The 16,380-nt window shown below is 32.9% G+C and carries 20 protein-coding genes and 1 tRNA gene; 2 read left to right on the top strand and 19 right to left on the bottom strand.

Annotated features, from left to right (window positions below):
* Positions 1 to 3: 3 nt before the first annotated feature.
* From AAFN64_RS05840 to AAFN64_RS05805, 8 genes are all read right to left on the bottom strand, one after another.
* Positions 4 to 555: a hypothetical protein gene (locus AAFN64_RS05840; protein ID WP_347759626.1), complete on the bottom strand. Its 552-nt coding sequence runs from the start codon at positions 553 to 555 to the stop codon at positions 4 to 6.
* Between the two features lie 420 nt (positions 556 to 975).
* Positions 976 to 1,488 (bottom strand): hypothetical protein, encoded by a 513-nt coding sequence (locus tag AAFN64_RS05835; protein WP_300492246.1) that lies wholly within the window; start codon positions 1,486 to 1,488, stop codon positions 976 to 978.
* A 126-nt stretch (positions 1,489 to 1,614) separates the two neighbouring features.
* Complete coding sequence (locus tag AAFN64_RS05830; protein WP_347759625.1) at positions 1,615 to 2,457, bottom strand: leucine-rich repeat domain-containing protein; 843 nt, start codon at positions 2,455 to 2,457, stop codon at positions 1,615 to 1,617.
* Between the two features lie 196 nt (positions 2,458 to 2,653).
* Entirely contained in the window at positions 2,654 to 3,205 is a 552-nt protein-coding gene (locus AAFN64_RS05825; RefSeq protein ID WP_347759624.1) for a hypothetical protein, read from the bottom strand.
* A gap of 284 nt (positions 3,206 to 3,489) precedes the next feature.
* Entirely contained in the window at positions 3,490 to 4,050 is a 561-nt protein-coding gene (locus AAFN64_RS05820) for a hypothetical protein (RefSeq protein ID WP_347759623.1), read from the bottom strand.
* 44 nt (positions 4,051 to 4,094) lie between these two features.
* A complete protein-coding gene (locus tag AAFN64_RS05815) occupies positions 4,095 to 4,274 on the bottom strand; it encodes a hypothetical protein (RefSeq protein ID WP_347759622.1) in 180 nt (59 codons plus the stop codon).
* A gap of 108 nt (positions 4,275 to 4,382) precedes the next feature.
* Positions 4,383 to 5,018, bottom strand: a complete 636-nt coding sequence (locus AAFN64_RS05810; protein ID WP_347759620.1) for a hypothetical protein — start codon at positions 5,016 to 5,018, stop codon at positions 4,383 to 4,385.
* Between the two features lie 69 nt (positions 5,019 to 5,087).
* On the bottom strand, positions 5,088 to 5,360 hold the full coding sequence (locus AAFN64_RS05805) for a hypothetical protein (RefSeq protein ID WP_347759619.1): 273 nt from the start codon (positions 5,358 to 5,360) through the stop codon (positions 5,088 to 5,090).
* Between the two features lie 389 nt (positions 5,361 to 5,749).
* Here AAFN64_RS05805 and AAFN64_RS05800 point away from each other — a divergent pair, with 389 nt between their 5' ends.
* Entirely contained in the window at positions 5,750 to 6,025 is a 276-nt protein-coding gene (locus AAFN64_RS05800; protein ID WP_347759618.1) for a hypothetical protein, read from the top strand.
* A gap of 209 nt (positions 6,026 to 6,234) precedes the next feature.
* Here AAFN64_RS05800 and AAFN64_RS05795 read toward each other — a convergent pair whose 3' ends face one another.
* Positions 6,235 to 6,615, bottom strand: a complete 381-nt coding sequence (locus AAFN64_RS05795) for a 2-dehydro-3-deoxyphosphooctonate aldolase (RefSeq protein WP_347759616.1) — start codon at positions 6,613 to 6,615, stop codon at positions 6,235 to 6,237.
* 88 nt (positions 6,616 to 6,703) lie between these two features.
* Positions 6,704 to 7,228 (bottom strand): hypothetical protein, encoded by a 525-nt coding sequence (locus AAFN64_RS05790; RefSeq protein WP_347759614.1) that lies wholly within the window; start codon positions 7,226 to 7,228, stop codon positions 6,704 to 6,706.
* Between the two features lie 208 nt (positions 7,229 to 7,436).
* Here AAFN64_RS05790 and AAFN64_RS05785 point away from each other — a divergent pair, with 208 nt between their 5' ends.
* Positions 7,437 to 7,955: a GNAT family N-acetyltransferase gene (locus AAFN64_RS05785; protein WP_347759613.1), complete on the top strand. Its 519-nt coding sequence runs from the start codon at positions 7,437 to 7,439 to the stop codon at positions 7,953 to 7,955.
* 190 nt (positions 7,956 to 8,145) lie between these two features.
* Here AAFN64_RS05785 and AAFN64_RS05780 read toward each other — a convergent pair whose 3' ends face one another.
* From AAFN64_RS05780 to AAFN64_RS05740, 9 genes are all read right to left on the bottom strand, one after another.
* Complete coding sequence (locus AAFN64_RS05780; RefSeq protein ID WP_347759611.1) at positions 8,146 to 8,817, bottom strand: hypothetical protein; 672 nt, start codon at positions 8,815 to 8,817, stop codon at positions 8,146 to 8,148.
* A 330-nt stretch (positions 8,818 to 9,147) separates the two neighbouring features.
* Positions 9,148 to 10,227 carry a hypothetical protein gene (locus tag AAFN64_RS05775; RefSeq protein ID WP_347759610.1) on the bottom strand — a complete coding sequence of 360 codons (1,080 nt, stop codon included), beginning with the start codon at positions 10,225 to 10,227 and terminating at the stop codon, positions 9,148 to 9,150.
* 339 nt (positions 10,228 to 10,566) lie between these two features.
* Positions 10,567 to 11,475, bottom strand: a complete 909-nt coding sequence (locus AAFN64_RS05770) for a putative phage abortive infection protein (protein WP_347759608.1) — start codon at positions 11,473 to 11,475, stop codon at positions 10,567 to 10,569.
* 17 nt (positions 11,476 to 11,492) lie between these two features.
* Positions 11,493 to 12,149: a hypothetical protein gene (locus AAFN64_RS05765; protein ID WP_347759607.1), complete on the bottom strand. Its 657-nt coding sequence runs from the start codon at positions 12,147 to 12,149 to the stop codon at positions 11,493 to 11,495.
* A gap of 144 nt (positions 12,150 to 12,293) precedes the next feature.
* On the bottom strand, positions 12,294 to 12,674 hold the full coding sequence (locus AAFN64_RS05760) for a hypothetical protein (protein WP_347759606.1): 381 nt from the start codon (positions 12,672 to 12,674) through the stop codon (positions 12,294 to 12,296).
* Between the two features lie 159 nt (positions 12,675 to 12,833).
* Positions 12,834 to 13,301, bottom strand: coding sequence for a hypothetical protein (locus tag AAFN64_RS05755; protein ID WP_347759604.1), 468 nt, complete (start codon positions 13,299 to 13,301; stop codon positions 12,834 to 12,836).
* A gap of 273 nt (positions 13,302 to 13,574) precedes the next feature.
* Positions 13,575 to 13,659 (bottom strand) — tRNA-Ser (locus tag AAFN64_RS05750).
* Between the two features lie 145 nt (positions 13,660 to 13,804).
* Complete coding sequence (gene ribB, locus AAFN64_RS05745; protein ID WP_300492110.1) at positions 13,805 to 14,941, bottom strand: 3,4-dihydroxy-2-butanone-4-phosphate synthase; 1,137 nt, start codon at positions 14,939 to 14,941, stop codon at positions 13,805 to 13,807.
* Positions 14,931 to 16,379: an LptF/LptG family permease gene (locus AAFN64_RS05740; RefSeq protein WP_300492111.1), complete on the bottom strand. Its 1,449-nt coding sequence runs from the start codon at positions 16,377 to 16,379 to the stop codon at positions 14,931 to 14,933. Before AAFN64_RS05740 ends, ribB begins: the two co-directional genes overlap by 11 nt.
* Between the last annotated feature and the right edge of the window lies 1 nt (position 16,380).

The raw sequence follows: 16,380 nt of genomic DNA, 5'->3' as shown, positions 1-16,380 counted from the left end.
GGCTTAATCCTTTTCTACCATTCTGATAAACGCTCCTTTATCACTAAAAACCAAGTCATAAAACTGACTTCCTTTAACAACTCCTACTTCATACGTGATCATCTGTTTTATATTCCAATCTAAATCTGAATCCGGATGTATATCCATGTCGGTAACCTTAACCGCTTCGGTAACTTTATTTAAGAAATTTCCTTTTTTTAAATATTTAGTAGCATTTGCAGGAAGATCCCTCAACGTTATACTGGCTTCAAAGGCTTTCAGGTTGCCCAGATTATCATAGACAGCCAGATCGTTTCCTTTAGTCCCCTTGAATTTTGCTTCGTATCTCAGTTGATCATCATTATCGCCTCTATATTCTCTTGTCCAGGAAGCCTTACTATTGGGGTATTGTTTTTCAAATGCTGCTTTTACTTCTATTGGCAGTATAATTTCATCTTTAGCGTTTTTCTGTCCGAAAGATTTGGTATTGAAAGCAACCATCAACAATACAAGAATAACTTTGAAAACTGTATTCAGATTGTTCTTTCTGTGATCTGTTTTGACTATTCTTTCCATGATGCAATTAGTTTTAAATGAGCTTATTTATTCCGTTTGATATATAAATATACTGATTCTAAATGAAGAACAGATGAAGAACAAATGAACGCAGGACAACAGTTTTTCTAAATTAATAACTTACCACTTTTTGTATTTTCCAGATAGCGCAGATTTACTATCCATGTCTATCATGAACGACAAAAAAAGCCCTGATAAAATTTATCGCTTTTGTAAAGTTGCAGGCTAAGAGGTAGTACAATCCAACATCTGATGCTGCTTTTGTTGTATTTTAATACCATTGGAAGAGAAAATGTATAATCAAATACTTAATTATTACTAGATAGCACGGATTATAAATCCGCGCTATCGGGGCTTAATTATTTATAACGTTCCAAGGAAGCTGTCAGTAATGAATCTAGTGTTAGCTTCTGTTTTCATTTATTTAGTTATTTCATTTTCTAAACATTCCACTATCTTATCATCAATTGGCATTCTTTTCAGATTTAGCATTCCACATTTCATAAATTCCAGAATTTTTAATCCGTTTGTTTTTCCTTTACTGATTGATGCTTTTAGTTTTCCACCAACTTTGAAGAACATTTTTTGTGAAGTTCCAATAAATGATTTTCTATCTTCATCTTCTAAAAATAAAGCGATCTCATTTTCTTTTGGTTCATAAAGTTGGGAATCATGCATTATATTGGCTCCATCAGATTGCGTTTGTATTCTAATCACAATCGATTTTAAATCTTTATCTTTTGAATTGAAAAAGTCACTTTTAAAATTCTTTTTCATTACGGTTAAATTCTCATAACCACCACCAGAACTATATTCATCATAATATTCTTTTGGGTTCTCTATTTTATGGATATGCTCACAGTTGAGTTGGTGACTTTGTGCTTGGCAGATTGTAAAAACAAAAAGGGCTATTAGGGTTATGTTTTTTTTCATAAAGTGGTTTAAGCGTGTAGCTAACGTTTTGAGGTAATCATATAAATGCCATGATTTAGTGTACCACAAGGCAGTATGCTGGTATTACTTGTTCGCAGCACGGTCTTTTGTACTTCGAAGAAGCAGTTATTGGTACAGCGATAAGCCAGGTCTTTTCGATAGTGCCTCCGGTATCGTTAAAAGCGGATTACCTTTTAGGTGCAGTTGATCAATTCGGTAGCCTCCCTGACCTAAGGTTCCGAGTGATTCCAGTTCATTGTTATTAAGATAGATGTCTTCAAATACTACTTTATGCAACGTGTTGGGCAGGGTTTTTAAGCGGTTATTGTTAATATTAAAATAGACAACCATTTCTTTCAGGTTTCCTAAGGATTCCGGCAAATGCGTTAATTGATTGTGATGCAAGTTTAGTACTTGAATCTGAGTCATGTTTCCGAATAGTTCCGGAAGCTGCGTTAGTTGATTATTTGCAGCATTGAAACTATATACTCTTTCTAAAGAACAAATACTATCGGGTAGTGTTTTTAGTTGGTTGCTTTCCAGATCGATATTGGTTAGTCTGGTAAGCTTTCCGATTGCGTCCGGCAGACTTGTGAGCTGGTTGCTTTTTAGGTCGATATAGGTAAGCCCGCTAAGATTTCCGATTGCGTCCGGCAGGTTTGTTAACTGGTTGTTTCTTAGACTTAGTAAGTCTAATTGAGTCAGGTCACCAATGGCATCCGGTAGACTTGTCAGCTGATTGTTGTCCAGATATAGCTGTCTCAGGTTTTTAAATTGTCCGATGGTTTCCGGCAATTCCTTTAGGTTCTGGTGGCTTAGGTTAAGTGAGGTGTATTTTAAAGGGTTTTTAAAGGCTTTTTCAAGCGTCAACGGCTTCTTTTTAAAGAGCTGCCCGATCGTACTAAAGATACTTTTTTTAGGAGATTTTTTTAAAAGATCTCCCAAGGTCATGTCGTCGTGGTTTGCCATTTTTTAAATATTTTGGTTCAAAGTTTTCCAGATTCAATATAAGGTTCGGGAAGATAACCAAAAAATCGTTTGATCAATTCTCGGGGTTGTGAAATTTGCCAACAAGATAAAAGAAATCGGATATTCTTTAAAAAGAAAAAGTTTAGACATCTTAAAAACGTCTGAACTTTTATCAAATTTGTATAATCAAAAATAGTCAACCTATTTCGGGACTAGTCATATACTTTCGAATTTCTTCAATCTTCTCAATTTCCAATTTATATGAATTTACATTTATTCTTTCATAAAGATTTTTACAGGCATTTAAAAATTCTTTAATAAATATATCCTTGTATACGAAAACGGGATTTTCATTACCTATTTTGATACTTATAAGTTCTTTTTCTTTTGTTAAAGTAACTTCAACAGGTTGGTCTGGGAAACAAAATTTTTCAAATTCTTTATTATTTATTATTATCTCATAAATAGAATTAATAAAATATGAACATAATTGATCTATTAAATCCCAATGTTTAAATCCGATGAGTTCTTTTCCATAATATGCTATATACATAGCACCTTCTATATAAAAACTGTCCTTAGCCAAATATTTGTCTAATTCGGTTTCGTTTAATTCATTAAACCGAAAAAAATAAAGTTCCCAATTATTCGAAATGCTTTTCAAATCATTAATAACAATATTTCTCTTTTTTAAGAAAAACTCTATATGAATTTCTGTATTTTGTGTAAAACTGACCGACTCTACCATCTTTATTTCCTGTTTTTATGTTCATATCTTCTATAATTCCTCCCTACCAGATAGCGCGGATTTACTTCGTCAGTTCGGCTAAAGCCTCGGGTGTAATCCGTGTGCTTAAAACTAAAAACTACAACTTTTTAGGTTGGTAGTATACTTCTTTTCTATTGTCATGGATTGCAAATCCGCGCTATCGGGGTATTTATTTTCATTTTAAAGCCTTCATTTATTGTAATAAAAACCAAACTTTAAAAAGAAAAATTTGGCTTTTTAGGAATTTGTAATATAAATTTTTATTACAAAAATGGCATTGCTTTTTCTTTTATTTGCTCAAGCCGTTTTTGATGATAATTAAAATCTCTTTCAGGGAATAGTATTGGTAAATTTTTCGTTATTATTTCTAATTCATCAATTAAATACTTTAATCTTGGACTATCTAAATCTGTGTCTTCAATTGGGCAATTGATTACTATCCCATGTCTTAATATCATTTCTTTATTTTGTTTGATCAGTTCATCTATATCAACATAAAAGTATTGCCAGTAACTAACCGCACAACTATCTATCAAAGCTTGAATATAGCTTTCAAATGACATATTCATTTGAATACGTACCCCTTCATCAAAAAAATAAATAGTCAATGGCCATTTGCCATGTTCTCTATAAAAACAGCCTCTCCCTCGTTGGGAAATATGCCTGCGTATTTCACTGTCATTAAATGAATATAAATTTCCCACTAATTCTTGTGGATGATTGAGCGGGTTTTCTTTAAGCCACTCATCTTGAATTTCACAAAGGGCTTTATATATTAGAAAAGATGTCCCGCCACTGATGTTCTCCTTTACTTTAGGAGTCAATTTATTAGTCCATTTTATTGAAAGAGACGTTAAGCCTAATATCCTTATAGCGTCGTTGCTAAATTCAATACCTGCTTCATCAGAAATTTTTTTTGATATCTTTGAAGAAGCCTGTCAGACAAGTTAAATTCTTGAGGGAAAAGAGACTCTTCGTGTAATTCTATTAAATCGTTTGAACTTAATTCATTAAAAAAGGTCACTAATTTTTTGAATAAATTTTCCATATTTTAAAACGTAATTTTTATTTTTTGACAAAGCAATGATTAGTGCGACACGAACCTTTTTCATTTCGTTTTGTGTAGACACGAAACGAAGCACAGAAAATTTTGGCTTTAATTATTGTACTCGGCATTATAATCAGCCAAACTGTTTGCTTCCTGCGGCGCTTGATATTTTTCAACAGCTATGCGTTTACCGGGATGCGCTATTTGATTTATTTTTAAATCATGTGAGTGGCCCCACCTAGGCGCATCACTTTCATAGCGTATTCTATAGATTATTTTCAATCCTTCATTTGTTTGTGCTACGTAGAATACCGCAGCATAATCAAGAGGCAAGCCATTATTTTCCGTATAACTCGTATAGCATGCAAAAAGTTCTTCATCAACTAACCATCTGGCTAAACCTTCTCCTACTTTAGGATTTTTATATTGCTTTATTTGAAATAAGGTACGCGGAATTGCCCTTTCTACATTTTGAAAATATAAATCTTTCATTTTAATATCCAATTCCTGTACATCTTCTTCCTCTAACCCTCTCCAATATTCGTCCCTATTTACAGTATGAAAGTAATCTTCAACCTTTAATCTCATCTTCTCATATTCCTCATCAGAAATAGAAAAATCATAATTTGTTTTATTGCAAGTATATTCATCCTCAATAAAATTTTCAATAAATTTTTTAATCTCTACCATATGTTTTTTTAGTTCTAAATAATAAGCTGGATTTTTTATGCTAAATCCTGCCAAATCAATTTCTTTTTTGCTGCTTTCACCGACAAAGTAATGGTTCGTGCGACCATTAAACGAAGCATGGTTCTATTTCCAGTCAGCCACAATTTGAGTATATAATTCCTTTTTTAATTTATATAAAGTGTCGTTTTCTTTTTGGCAGAGCACACCGTCTTTATAAAGTACTACATCATCAAAAGCCCCCATTCCACCATATATTGAAATTATTTTTCTGTAGGTTGCATTATCTTTTGAGACTTCCAATTCAGCTATAAAGTTTTCAAAACATTTTGCCCAGTTTAATTCCCCAACTTCTGTTAAGAGTTTTTGTATTTCAAGGCAATACTCTTTTACAGTCATAGTATTAAGTTTCGATGTTGTTGTGATTTTTGTTATCGATGAAGGTTTTGTTAAACTTAGCTGTAACGAACTTATACATATACCTCAATCGTTACAATAATTGTATAAATTTCACCGATTTACTTCGTTTATACTTCGCTAAAATAGTAATAAAATTCTTAAATTAATTAGCTTAAAAGTATAAAAAAGCTGCGCTATATTACTGCACAAAGAGCGGCAGCTACTACTCTACCGATATATAAAAATTAATCTCCTTTTTAAGAATCGATTTTTATGAAATTTTGAAATGATGCCGTAAATATGGTACATTGCACTATCCTAAATCAGATTCTCTAGGTCGTCCGATAAGAGATCTGCAAAAGCAACGCAACTTTAAATTATAGGTAATTATGTTTTTTAAAAAGGAAGTTAAAATATCTAAAAACTTTGGAGAAGAATATATTGAAAAGGTAATAGCATTCCTAAGTACTGAATTTACAATTTCTTTTAAAAGAACGAATGTGATCGAAATGGATTTGATTTTGTATGATTATATAATTGATAAAAATGAGGTTACTTTTCTTTCCGAAAGTAGGATTGGTACCTCTATTCTAGGTAAAAAGAAAATAATTGAAAAAATCAAAAAGAAAATGAAGGAAGAAAATACAGGACTTTTTGATGTCTAATGACAAATGTAAATTCAAAAAATAGTCAACCTATTTTATGACCAGATAGCGCGGATTTGTAATCTGTGAGAAGGTTATATTAAACCACATATGTTAAAAAACAAAACTACAACTTTTTAGGGTTGTAGTTTACTTCATCTTTATTGTCACGGATTACACCCGAGGCTTTAGCCAAACTGACGAAGTAAATCCGCGTTATCGGGGATCGTTTATTTTTTAAATTTTAGTCCCAATGGAGCTTTAGGTTTTACTTTGTCATACATATTAAAATATAAAGTTAAAGTATCCTTTTTGCCTTCATATGTGACTTTATAAACATCTAACATTCCCATTCCAAAAGAACTATTTCTAGTTTCAAAACTACAACAGCTTCCTGATCTTTTATACCATAATTCTTCTCCGTTTGGACCAGATAATGAGCTTAAAAATTTTTGCTCATTTGCAGGACCATTGGTATTACCTCCAACCTTAATTGGGTTCTCTTTAGAATATCCATACGTTGAATCGGTAGCTATTTCTTGTGTACCTGATTTTGTTGTTGAACATGAGATTAATGAAGTTAATGTGAAAATAATTAATAGTTTTTTCATGTAGTTTGTATTATTTCTTTTTTGTTTAATTTTTAATTCACTTATTTTAAGACTATACGTAATTTTAAATTGTCCAGATAGCGTGGATTTACTTCGTCAGTTCGGCTAAAGCCTCGGGTGTAATCCGCGTAAAGGTTATTAAATCACAGATGCTAAAAAACAAAACTACAACTTTAAAAAGTTGTTTTACATTTTCTGTCAATTCAAGATGTTCGTTGTTATCATCTCCTCCAAAGAATTTCTGCCAAAATGTTTTTGGTTTAGGTTCTGTCTTTACAACTATAAATAGCTCATGTCCGTCAAGCGATTTAGGATATATTACTCGTGTCGCCCAATTTGTCGAAGCGAAAAGTCCTGGTGCTAATTCACAGTTGAGTTTTTGTCCTAATTGTTTCCAAAACTGTTCGTGATCAACTGAGTGTGTCGGTGCTTGCCACCATTCGTCAACAGTGTCGGCAAAAACAAAAAACCAGTCGTCTGCTAATGGTCCTGCCGAAGTTGTATATTCTCCAATAAATTTAATTTTATCAATGTCAAGCGTCCATCTATTCTGTGGGTCTTGTTCATAAACTATTGTGTCGTTCTTAATTGTCAGTTTATTTGCCGGTGCCATTTTGCTTATTGCCTGTTTGTTTAGCCTTGTCCATAACATTGTTTTATACGAAACTTTCCCCTTATTTATTTCATTAAAAAGCGATATAGCTGTATTTCGTAGATCCGCAAGAAAGCAATTTATACACAACAAAGCAATACGTCTTTTTACTTATTTTTATGTTTTAAAATAAACGTTAATAGAAATCAATCTGACTACGCTTTTATAAATGAGATATATCCTGGAAACCAATCGTCTTATATTAAGAGAATTACATCCAAATGATGCGAAAAGTTTTTATAACTTAAATTCAAATCCTAATGTAATAAAATATACCGGAAATGTGGCTTTCAAAAATGAAGAAGAAGCAACAGAATTTCTTGTAAATTATCAGGACTATAAATTGAACGGGTACGGAAGATGGGCGGTAATACTCAAAAGTACAAATACATTTATTGGATGGTGTGGATTAAAATTCGATGGAGTTGAAAATGAAACAGATATTGGGTTCCGTTTCTTTGAAGAAGAATGGGGCAAAGGATATGCAACGGAAAGCGCCATAGCTTGCCTGCAATACGGATTTGAAAAACTAAAATTGAAACGTATCATTGGGAGAGCAATGAAAGCGAATATTGGATCAATAAAAGTTCTTGAAAAAATCGGTCTTGAATACGAAAGTGATACACAGCTGGATGGAAAAGATGCTGTAATCTATAAAATCGAGAAACCCGATAGCGCGGATTTGTAACCGCGCTATCCAGATCGTAGTTTGCTTCTTCTTTATTAACACGGATTACAAATCCGCGCTATCGGATTTAGTTAAAATGTTAAACGAAAATGCAGTTTAACAATAAAAGCATCCCGATTATGAGATGCTTTTTAACTTTCTTTAAAGTTATATTAAAATTTCTTGTAAAAATTATCTATCACAATAATTTTTATTCAAAAGAAATTCCTATTTCTAATGGTTCAAACAAAAAACCTGTTAAATGATTTTCTTCAATAGCATTCTTAACATTTTCATTACAGATTAAGCCATATTTAAACATAGGAGTCATATCATACTTTTTATTAATTCTTATTAATTTCGGAAAAAGATTCCATAAAGCCATATCATCGTTTTTAGATATTCTTAATGAATCAACTTTTTCCTTGTAATCTTTAAAATTTTTCACTAGTACTATATTTCCAAATTCCAAAGTATTGATGTTATATTCAATAAATTCTGATTTTTCCCAAATTATATTACTTAAACCTCCATATTCATACTTTAAAAAGCAATATGAAAGCTTTTCATCAAGCTTATATATTGTTGCATTGTAAAAGTTACCGTTTACCTTAAATTTTTCAAAAATTTCTTTGCATCTTTCACTTATAAATATTCCATCAGAAACTATAATAAAAGAATTAGAAATTAAATCTGTAAATTTAGATTTTGTCTGTAATAAAAAATTATTCAAATCAGGAATGTCGTCATCAGATTTCCATTCATCAATTTTACCCCATTGTGATGCTCTTGCTTCATGAAAATTGATTTTTAAATCTTTTACCTGAGGATATTTACCAATTATTTTTGAATCAGTATTTTGAATTATTTTAAAATATTTCATAGTTTTTTTATTATTTGGGTTTAAAAAGTTCATTAATTACCGTTGTCGAACTCTCACTAATCTTATCTCTCATTTGTTTTGCTACTAACTCAGCCGCTTGTTTTGGAGTTGTTCCTTCTTTAACTAAATTCCCGATAGCGCGGATTTTAAATCCTCGCGAAGGTTATTAAACCACATATGTTAAAAAAACAAAACTACAACTTTTAAGGTTGTAGTTTACTTCATCTTTATTAGCACGGATTGCAAATCCGCGTTATCGGGTCACAATCGAACACCTGATGCCGTTACTGATCTTTTTGGGCAATTTAGATAATGAATTACTAATAAGCTTCACATAGATTTTGTTCTACTTTCCCATTTTTTCAGGTGTGAAACAATTTCTTCATAAAAACCTTCCTCATTTGCTTTTCTAACTGCCCCAATGAACTTTGATCGAAATTCACTTCTGTTTTTGCATAGTAATGCAGCTTGTTTGCAACTTTCATAAGTCCAAGTACCTTTTGGCAATCTTCTATAAACCATATGATCACATATTTGCATCCAATTATTTCTGTGAGCTGCAGAATAGGCCCTGCGACTATTGTTTTGAAAATCGCTTCTGGTTTTATATTTTAACGCTTCTACTTGGCATTTCTCAAATGTCCATTTCCTATTACTCCATCCCAGAGCACCTGCTTTTACGCTATTTAAAATTTGCCAACCATTACTTTTATAGTTTTCGATTGTTTTATCTTCTAGTTTCTGGGCTCTTTCAGCGGTGATATATGTTTTTGATATTGATTTATATATAGGGGTTAATTTGGTTTTCAGTGAATACTTGTAAACGGGTGATTTCCTATACTGTAAATGTTGTAGTTGCCTGCGTTTCTTGTTACAGGTTAAACCAACATACACAGCCTTGTTTGGAAACTCATAAGCATATACTAATCTTTTATGTATGTTGCCAATTGCCTCCATATGAGAACAAATACTTGTGATCCAACCTCTTTTTAGGCTTAAGCTATAAGCTGATGAATTATTTGTTTTGAATTCAATTTTTGTTTTATATTTAAGTGCCTCTTTTTGGCATTGATCAAAACTCCAAAATCGATAAGGCTTCCATCGGGAAGTCATATGGGTACAAATTTGATCTAAATAGCCATCCTTTATTGCCCGGTGATACGCAGAACAGGAATAACGGACAAAATCACTTCTATTATTATATTTAAGAGCTTCATTTTTGCACTTGTCTAATGTCCATATTTTGTTCCAATTTCTCAGTTCAGGATTTTTGTAAACTTCACGTCTTCTTGCATTTCTACAACAGGTGCAACGATGTCTACGACCACTCTTAGTTACTTTGCTCATGGCAAAATCATGAATGGGTTTTTCTGTCTTGCATTTTGTACAAAATTTAGTTATAATGTCCATATATGAAAATATATTATTTTTTCTAACCCTGATAGCGCGGATTACAAATCCGTGCTATCAGGGTTTAAAAAGTTCATTAATTACCATTGTCGAACTCTCACTAATCTTATCTCTCATTTGTTTTGCTACTAACTCAGCCGCTTGTTTTGGAGTTTTTCCTTCTTTAACTAAATTCCCCGATAGCGCGGATTTATAATCCGCGCGAAGGTCATTAAACCACATATGTTAAAAAACAAAAACTACAACTTTTTAAGGTTGTAGTTTACTTCTTCTTTATTGGCACGGCTGTAAATCCGCGCTATCGGGGTCAATTGTGCGAAACTGCTGTTAGATATAGCTTTAATATTCTTCGTATTCGTAAATCATTGGAAAATATTGTTTCGGATCATATCCATCACAATAATCTTTTGGTATATTTCTTAGAAACTCATATTTTGTTATGTATCCATTCTCTTTCCACTTTTTACCGAATCTAGATAAAACATTAAAAAAGATAATATATAATTCAGGATTAGACAGTTGGGCTTTGTATATTTTTATTAAATTTTGTTTTTGCTGTGTCGTCAGATATCTGCTCTCATCAACCATTTTGATTGCATTATACATATTTCTAAAATATGTACTCAGATTTGTCTGATTGGTTCGTCCGTACTTCAACTGAGGATATGCATTAAGCTTTTCAAGTATTTTTTGCGAGATTTTTGCGGGTTGTGGATACCTTTGCAACTTTTCAGTAATGAACGTCATCCATGAGCCTTCTAATCCATAGTAGAAAATTATATATGCTATATCGAGTTGCTGATTTTTGTCAAGATTTAGATTATTTTCTATATTAACTTCACTTACAATTGGTAACAACCTATGAATTTGAATTTTGAATTGAACAAATGTCCTTCTCCCTTCAGAGATGTCGTTTTTAGTTGTATCTAGATTCGTAACTTTTATTTGATTTACGTTTTGATTATGATAATCAATCATTCTAAAGAAATTTGTTTCCAGATCTGCTCGCTTTGAATCAGAATTTTGTGATATTATTGTGTAGATTAGTAAAAGTACACTGACAATACTAAAAATCGTACCAATGAATCCTCCAAAAAAAGTTCCAAAGTCCGCAGCTAATTTAGGATCAAATTTATAGGTAGTCTGAAAATATTCATTATCAAAAATTATAACAAAAAAACCTACAAACCCTACTATACTGAAGGTTGTAATTATAATTGTAAATAATGTTTGTAGTAGTTTTTTCATAAAATTACAGCTGCAGTTTACTTTGTGCCCAGTATATTTATTTTTTCAACTTCTACTTTTCTTAGCTCCTCTGTTTTTTGTTTGAGTTCTTTTTTGATTTTTTTTGTTTGCAGCTTCGAATTCCAAACTTCATAAAGTTTAATTGTGTTACTAAAAGGTAAAACTTCATCTTTTTCGTCTCTTAGTATACAATAAATAAAAGAATATGTATTTACACTATAGCAAAAAGTGCTACCAATTGAAGAGAAGGCGATTTCCTCATCTGCAACACCTTTTGTGAAGTATGTTGAAAAAGCTTCCATACTATTTAAAACTTCTAAAATAGGGGTAACTTTTTCACTAATAAATTTAGATCTTTCAAGAATCTCTCCAGTATTCATTTTTTTTAATAATTCTTGCGTCGTAAATTGCCTGAGTCCATTGATATTAACGTCTTCTAATTTACTCTCTATTAATCCATCACTCAACTTTGATTGTGATGGTATTATTACATTACAATAAATTTCTATCTGCTTTGCAGATAACTCTGCAGCTTGTCTTTTAGAAGTGAGTTCGATAACTTTTTTTGAGAGTCTTAGTTGAGAAAATGCTACGAACCCCAATAAAGCTATTATTGGCCCACTAATTAAATAAATATTCTCAATTAAGCTTTTTGAATGATCAAATATATCCATGTATGATCGTGTTTGTGGTCTTGACGTCCTGCGGTTTTACACTAGTTTTAGAAATCGAAGCTGAGTTTCTCTCCGCTAGACTGAACAAGTTATGAAAACTGAACGAACTTTTACAACAAAAATAGCAACTATACAAAACTGTTGTTATGTGATGTTTTTCTTTTTTATAAAATCAATAATAGTTTCAAATTGTGGTTTTACCAATGTTTGGATTTCAATGTCATTCAGTTTTTGTTGTAATATTTCATTTATTGAAGACAAACTTATTAATACTACTTCACTATTCGGGATGTTAGTTTTATAATCTTCTAGCTGAAGAATTGTAGAAAATGGTAAAGAGGAATAACTTCTAGAATTTTTAACTTCAAAAAGCAATACTTTGTTTTTAAACTCAATTGAAATATCTGGACGATATTTATCGTACTTCTTTTCTATAAAAACATTATAGTCAGGAAATTCAGAAATTATTTTTCGATAAAGTTTTTGAATATAATCAAATTCGTTTATTTTGTCAGTTGTTTCCATGTAATTATGCTAAAGGTACAAATTTAAATTGCTTATCATTTTTAAAAGTTAAAAATTCTGTTATATACCAGACAATCAGAGCAATTATCAAAGAGCAGCTACTTACTACAACAGTTTCGATATTGGAGATCCAACCTAATTTCTTTCCTAATAAATTTACTAGAAGTAATCCGAGCGGAATAAAAATAATTCGAACTTATTGTTATCCAATTCATTTTTGAATTCAGTATTTCTATTTGGAATTTTACCTATTAAAATATAACTATCCTCCGATGAAATCATTACTTCTTGTTCTATAGAGTCAATATTGACTCCATTATTCTTAAAAAAAGTTATAAGTATATCATGATATGAGTTTACTTTTCTTTTTAATGATAAATAAAGATTGTTTGACGGTGGTAATTCGACATGAATCATAAGTTCATGGCCTGTGATTTGGAATAGTAAAGTTGAATCGGCTGCTTGAAATCCATGTGAAAAACTACTGTGCAAATTTGGTTTAGGTGCATAAATTGTATTCGAAATTACCTCAATCAATGATGATCCATTTAAAGGAAATAAACCTTGAAGCGAATGCAAAAGATTATGAGGAACAATATTGAATGTTAATTTTAACTCTGCTATCATCTAATTAATGATTTAATTTCGGAAGTTAATCTATTTTACCGGTTATACAAAAATGTCACATAACATCACTTTTTACGAAACTACTCGTCTTTTAATTTCGTAAACCCGAAAGAAAGCGATTTATACACAACAAAACAATACGTGTTTTTACCTAATTTATACATAACTAGAATCTGCAATAAGAAAAAAGAAGTTCTATTTGCAATAACGCAAATAAGCATAATAAAAAAATCCTTAAACAATTAAGTTTAAGGATTTATAAGAAAATTCTTGCGGAGAAAGAGGGATTCGAACCCCCGGACCTGTTACAGTCAACAGTTTTCAAGACTGCCGCAATCGACCACTCTGCCATTTCTCCAATATGTCACAACCGCTTTAGGATTGCGGTTGCAAATATAGTGTGTTTTCCGGGTTTTACAAGTCTTTTTCACTATAAAATCACTAAAAAAAGTGATCATTTTCGTAACTAACTTATAGTGATCGACTTATAAAATCAGGATTTATTAAAAACCTACGTATTCTGTAATTTCAAGACCGTATCCAATCATCCCCACACGCTTGGTTTGTTCGGAATTGGATAACAAACGGATCTTACAGATATCCAAATCGTGTAGCATTTGCGCTCCGATTCCGAAATCTTTAGTGTCAATCTTAATTTGAGGTGCCTTGTTTACGCCTTGCGCCTGTAAGTTTTTCAGTTCAGACAAACGGTTTAGCATATCGGCTGACTGGATTTCCTGGTTGATAAACAATATCGCTCCACGGCCTTCCTCATTGATACGACGGAACATATCATCCAGACGTTTATCAGCATCATTCGTAAGCGTACCCAAAATATCGTTATTCACATGTGTAGAGTTGATACGGGTCAGGATCGACTCACCAGAACTCCAGCTTCCTTTGGTTAGTGCAATATGCACTTGTTTATTGGTAATCTGAAGATACGCGCGAAGACGGAAAGTTCCGAAACGGGTTTCAATCTCGAAATCTTCTTTTTTCTGAATCAAACTGTCGTGTTGCATTCTGTAGGCCACCAATGCTTCAATCGAAACGATTTTAAGATCAAATCGCTTGGCTACTTCCATCAATTGTGGTAAACGTGCCATAGATCCGTCTTCGTTTAAGATTTCCACAAGGATTCCGGCTGGTTTTAAACCTGCCAGACGCGCTAAATCGATAGCGGCTTCCGTATGACCGGTACGACGTAATACACCGCCTTGTTTGGCGCGTAACGGGAAAATATGCCCTGGTCGGCCAAGGTCTTCCGGTTTGGTATTGTCGTCTACTAATGAAAGTATGGTTTTAGCTCTGTCGTGAACCGAAATACCCGTAGTACATCCATGTCCTTTTAAGTCAACCGAAACGGTAAACTGGGTTTCATGAAGTACGGTATTATTGGTCACCATCAGGTTTAAATCAAGTTCTTTACATCTGGCCTCGGTTAAGGGGGCACAAATCAGACCGCGGCCATGTGTGGCCATAAAGTTGATCATCTCTGGAGTAACTTTTTCAGCTGCTGCGATAAAATCCCCTTCATTTTCACGATCTTCATCATCTACAACAATAATGATTTTGCCTTGTCGGATATCTTCAATAGCTTCTTCTATAGTGTTGAGTTGTATGTTAGTGTTAGTTGCCATTTTGATTGTTATTATTTTTAAATAGTTTTTCGGAAAGTTTTTGGAACGGCAAGGTAATCCAGTCAAAATTGATCATGACACCAATATCGTTGGTGGCACGATAGGTTAGGAATATTGCCAGAGGCGTTAATACAATGGAGGCCATCCAGGTTCCTAAAAAGGGAGGAATACCATTTTCCTGTGCCACTTTTTTACCGAAAGTATTGATGAAGTGGTAAATAATAAAGATAAGTACCGCAAATACAATTGGTAATCCCAGTCCTCCTTTTCGGATGATCGCTCCTAAGGGCGCACCGATAAAGAACATTAGCAGACAGGAAAAAGCGACCACAAATTTTTCGTGGAGTACAATCCAGTGTACATTGATATTTTTTTGTTTTTCGAGTAAATCAGCACTATTACTGTCGATAGAGTAATTCATGCTCATGATATTGTTTTTGGCGACTTCCAGAACTTTATATTGCATTTCCGGTGTCATTAACGACAACAGGTCTTTTGTTTTATTCGGGTCTCCTCCTGTGGAACCATGCTTGGGTTTTAAGGCATAATCGGTTCCCTGTATAATATTATCCGCAAAGGAAAGTTTATCCTTTTTAAGATTGGTTTCCAGTGAGTCGATCGTAAAATTCAACTCATTCAGGGTAAGCATGGTGTTGGTATTGGTGATCTTTTCGTTTTCATCTACCGGATTTAAAGCGGTCAGATCGATATTGACCCGGTATTTTTTAAAGGCGGCTTTGGCAAACGGTTCTCTTTTGCGTTCTTCGTAGCTTTTCGGCATCACATCCTCATAATAATAGCCGTCGAACAAATCCAGTTTTAGAATGTTCGAGTTTTCTTCGTTGATCAACAAACCTCTTTTGGCTTTAATAACCGATTTGTTACCGGTGCCGAGGTTGGATTTTTCGTGCATCGTTACACCTTCCAACTGCTCCCCTTTTTCACCGGATTTTTTGTCGACTTTAATAGAAATATTACCGATTTTATTAAAAAGTCCCTCGGCTATAGCCATAGCGGGTTTGGTATGAAAAATTTCTTTTCGGAGGTTTACGAAGTTATACTCGGCTTTTGGAATGACGTTGTTGGCAAAAAAAAAGGATACAAAGCTTAGCAACACGATAAAGATGTTTAAACTTTGCATCGCCCGTTTCAGGGAAATACCGGACGATTTCATCGCAGCAAATTCATAATTTTCAGCAAAACTTCCAAAGGTCATAATCGAAGCCAGTAAAATAGAAAGTGGCAATACCAACGGAATCATTTTTGGCGAATAGAAAAGCAGGAACTGAAATACAAGCCAGGCATCGAGGTCTTTACCCGCTAGTTCGGCAATAAAGAGCCATATTCCTTGTAAAATGAATATAAAAAAAAGGATTACAAATACCGTAGCAAAGGTAATCAGAAAGCTTTTAAGAATGTAACGGTCTAATATTTTCACC

The sequence above is a fragment of the Flavobacterium sp. CAU 1735 genome, from assembly GCF_039888695.1.
In the GTDB taxonomy this organism is placed as follows: Bacteria; Bacteroidota; Bacteroidia; order Flavobacteriales; family Flavobacteriaceae; genus Flavobacterium.
The sequence above is the reverse complement of the archived record's forward strand: the minus strand, read 5'-3'. Positions and strand labels throughout refer to the sequence as shown.

What these genes read in the sequence shown, in the direction of transcription:
- AAFN64_RS05840 (WP_347759626.1), bottom strand. Translation starts at nt 555, where the DNA reads ATGGAAAGAATAGTCAAAACAGATCACAGAAAGAACAATCTGAATACA.
- AAFN64_RS05835 (WP_300492246.1), bottom strand. Translation starts at nt 1,488, where the DNA reads ATGAAAAAAAACATAACCCTAATAGCCCTTTTTGTTTTTACAATCTGC.
- AAFN64_RS05830 (WP_347759625.1), bottom strand. Translation starts at nt 2,457, where the DNA reads ATGGCAAACCACGACGACATGACCTTGGGAGATCTTTTAAAAAAATCT.
- AAFN64_RS05825 (WP_347759624.1), bottom strand. Translation starts at nt 3,205, where the DNA reads ATGGTAGAGTCGGTCAGTTTTACACAAAATACAGAAATTCATATAGAG.
- AAFN64_RS05815 (WP_347759622.1), bottom strand. Translation starts at nt 4,274, where the DNA reads ATGGAAAATTTATTCAAAAAATTAGTGACCTTTTTTAATGAATTAAGT.
- AAFN64_RS05805 (WP_347759619.1), bottom strand. Translation starts at nt 5,360, where the DNA reads ATGACTGTAAAAGAGTATTGCCTTGAAATACAAAAACTCTTAACAGAA.
- AAFN64_RS05800 (WP_347759618.1), top strand. Translation starts at nt 5,750, where the DNA reads ATGTTTTTTAAAAAGGAAGTTAAAATATCTAAAAACTTTGGAGAAGAA.
- AAFN64_RS05795 (WP_347759616.1), bottom strand. Translation starts at nt 6,615, where the DNA reads ATGAAAAAACTATTAATTATTTTCACATTAACTTCATTAATCTCATGT.
- AAFN64_RS05790 (WP_347759614.1), bottom strand. Translation starts at nt 7,228, where the DNA reads ATGGCACCGGCAAATAAACTGACAATTAAGAACGACACAATAGTTTAT.
- AAFN64_RS05785 (WP_347759613.1), top strand. Translation starts at nt 7,437, where the DNA reads ATGAGATATATCCTGGAAACCAATCGTCTTATATTAAGAGAATTACAT.
- AAFN64_RS05780 (WP_347759611.1), bottom strand. Translation starts at nt 8,817, where the DNA reads ATGAAATATTTTAAAATAATTCAAAATACTGATTCAAAAATAATTGGT.
- AAFN64_RS05775 (WP_347759610.1), bottom strand. Translation starts at nt 10,227, where the DNA reads ATGGACATTATAACTAAATTTTGTACAAAATGCAAGACAGAAAAACCC.
- AAFN64_RS05770 (WP_347759608.1), bottom strand. Translation starts at nt 11,475, where the DNA reads ATGAAAAAACTACTACAAACATTATTTACAATTATAATTACAACCTTC.
- AAFN64_RS05765 (WP_347759607.1), bottom strand. Translation starts at nt 12,149, where the DNA reads ATGGATATATTTGATCATTCAAAAAGCTTAATTGAGAATATTTATTTA.
- AAFN64_RS05760 (WP_347759606.1), bottom strand. Translation starts at nt 12,674, where the DNA reads ATGGAAACAACTGACAAAATAAACGAATTTGATTATATTCAAAAACTT.
- AAFN64_RS05755 (WP_347759604.1), bottom strand. Translation starts at nt 13,301, where the DNA reads ATGATAGCAGAGTTAAAATTAACATTCAATATTGTTCCTCATAATCTT.
- ribB (WP_300492110.1), bottom strand. Translation starts at nt 14,941, where the DNA reads ATGGCAACTAACACTAACATACAACTCAACACTATAGAAGAAGCTATT.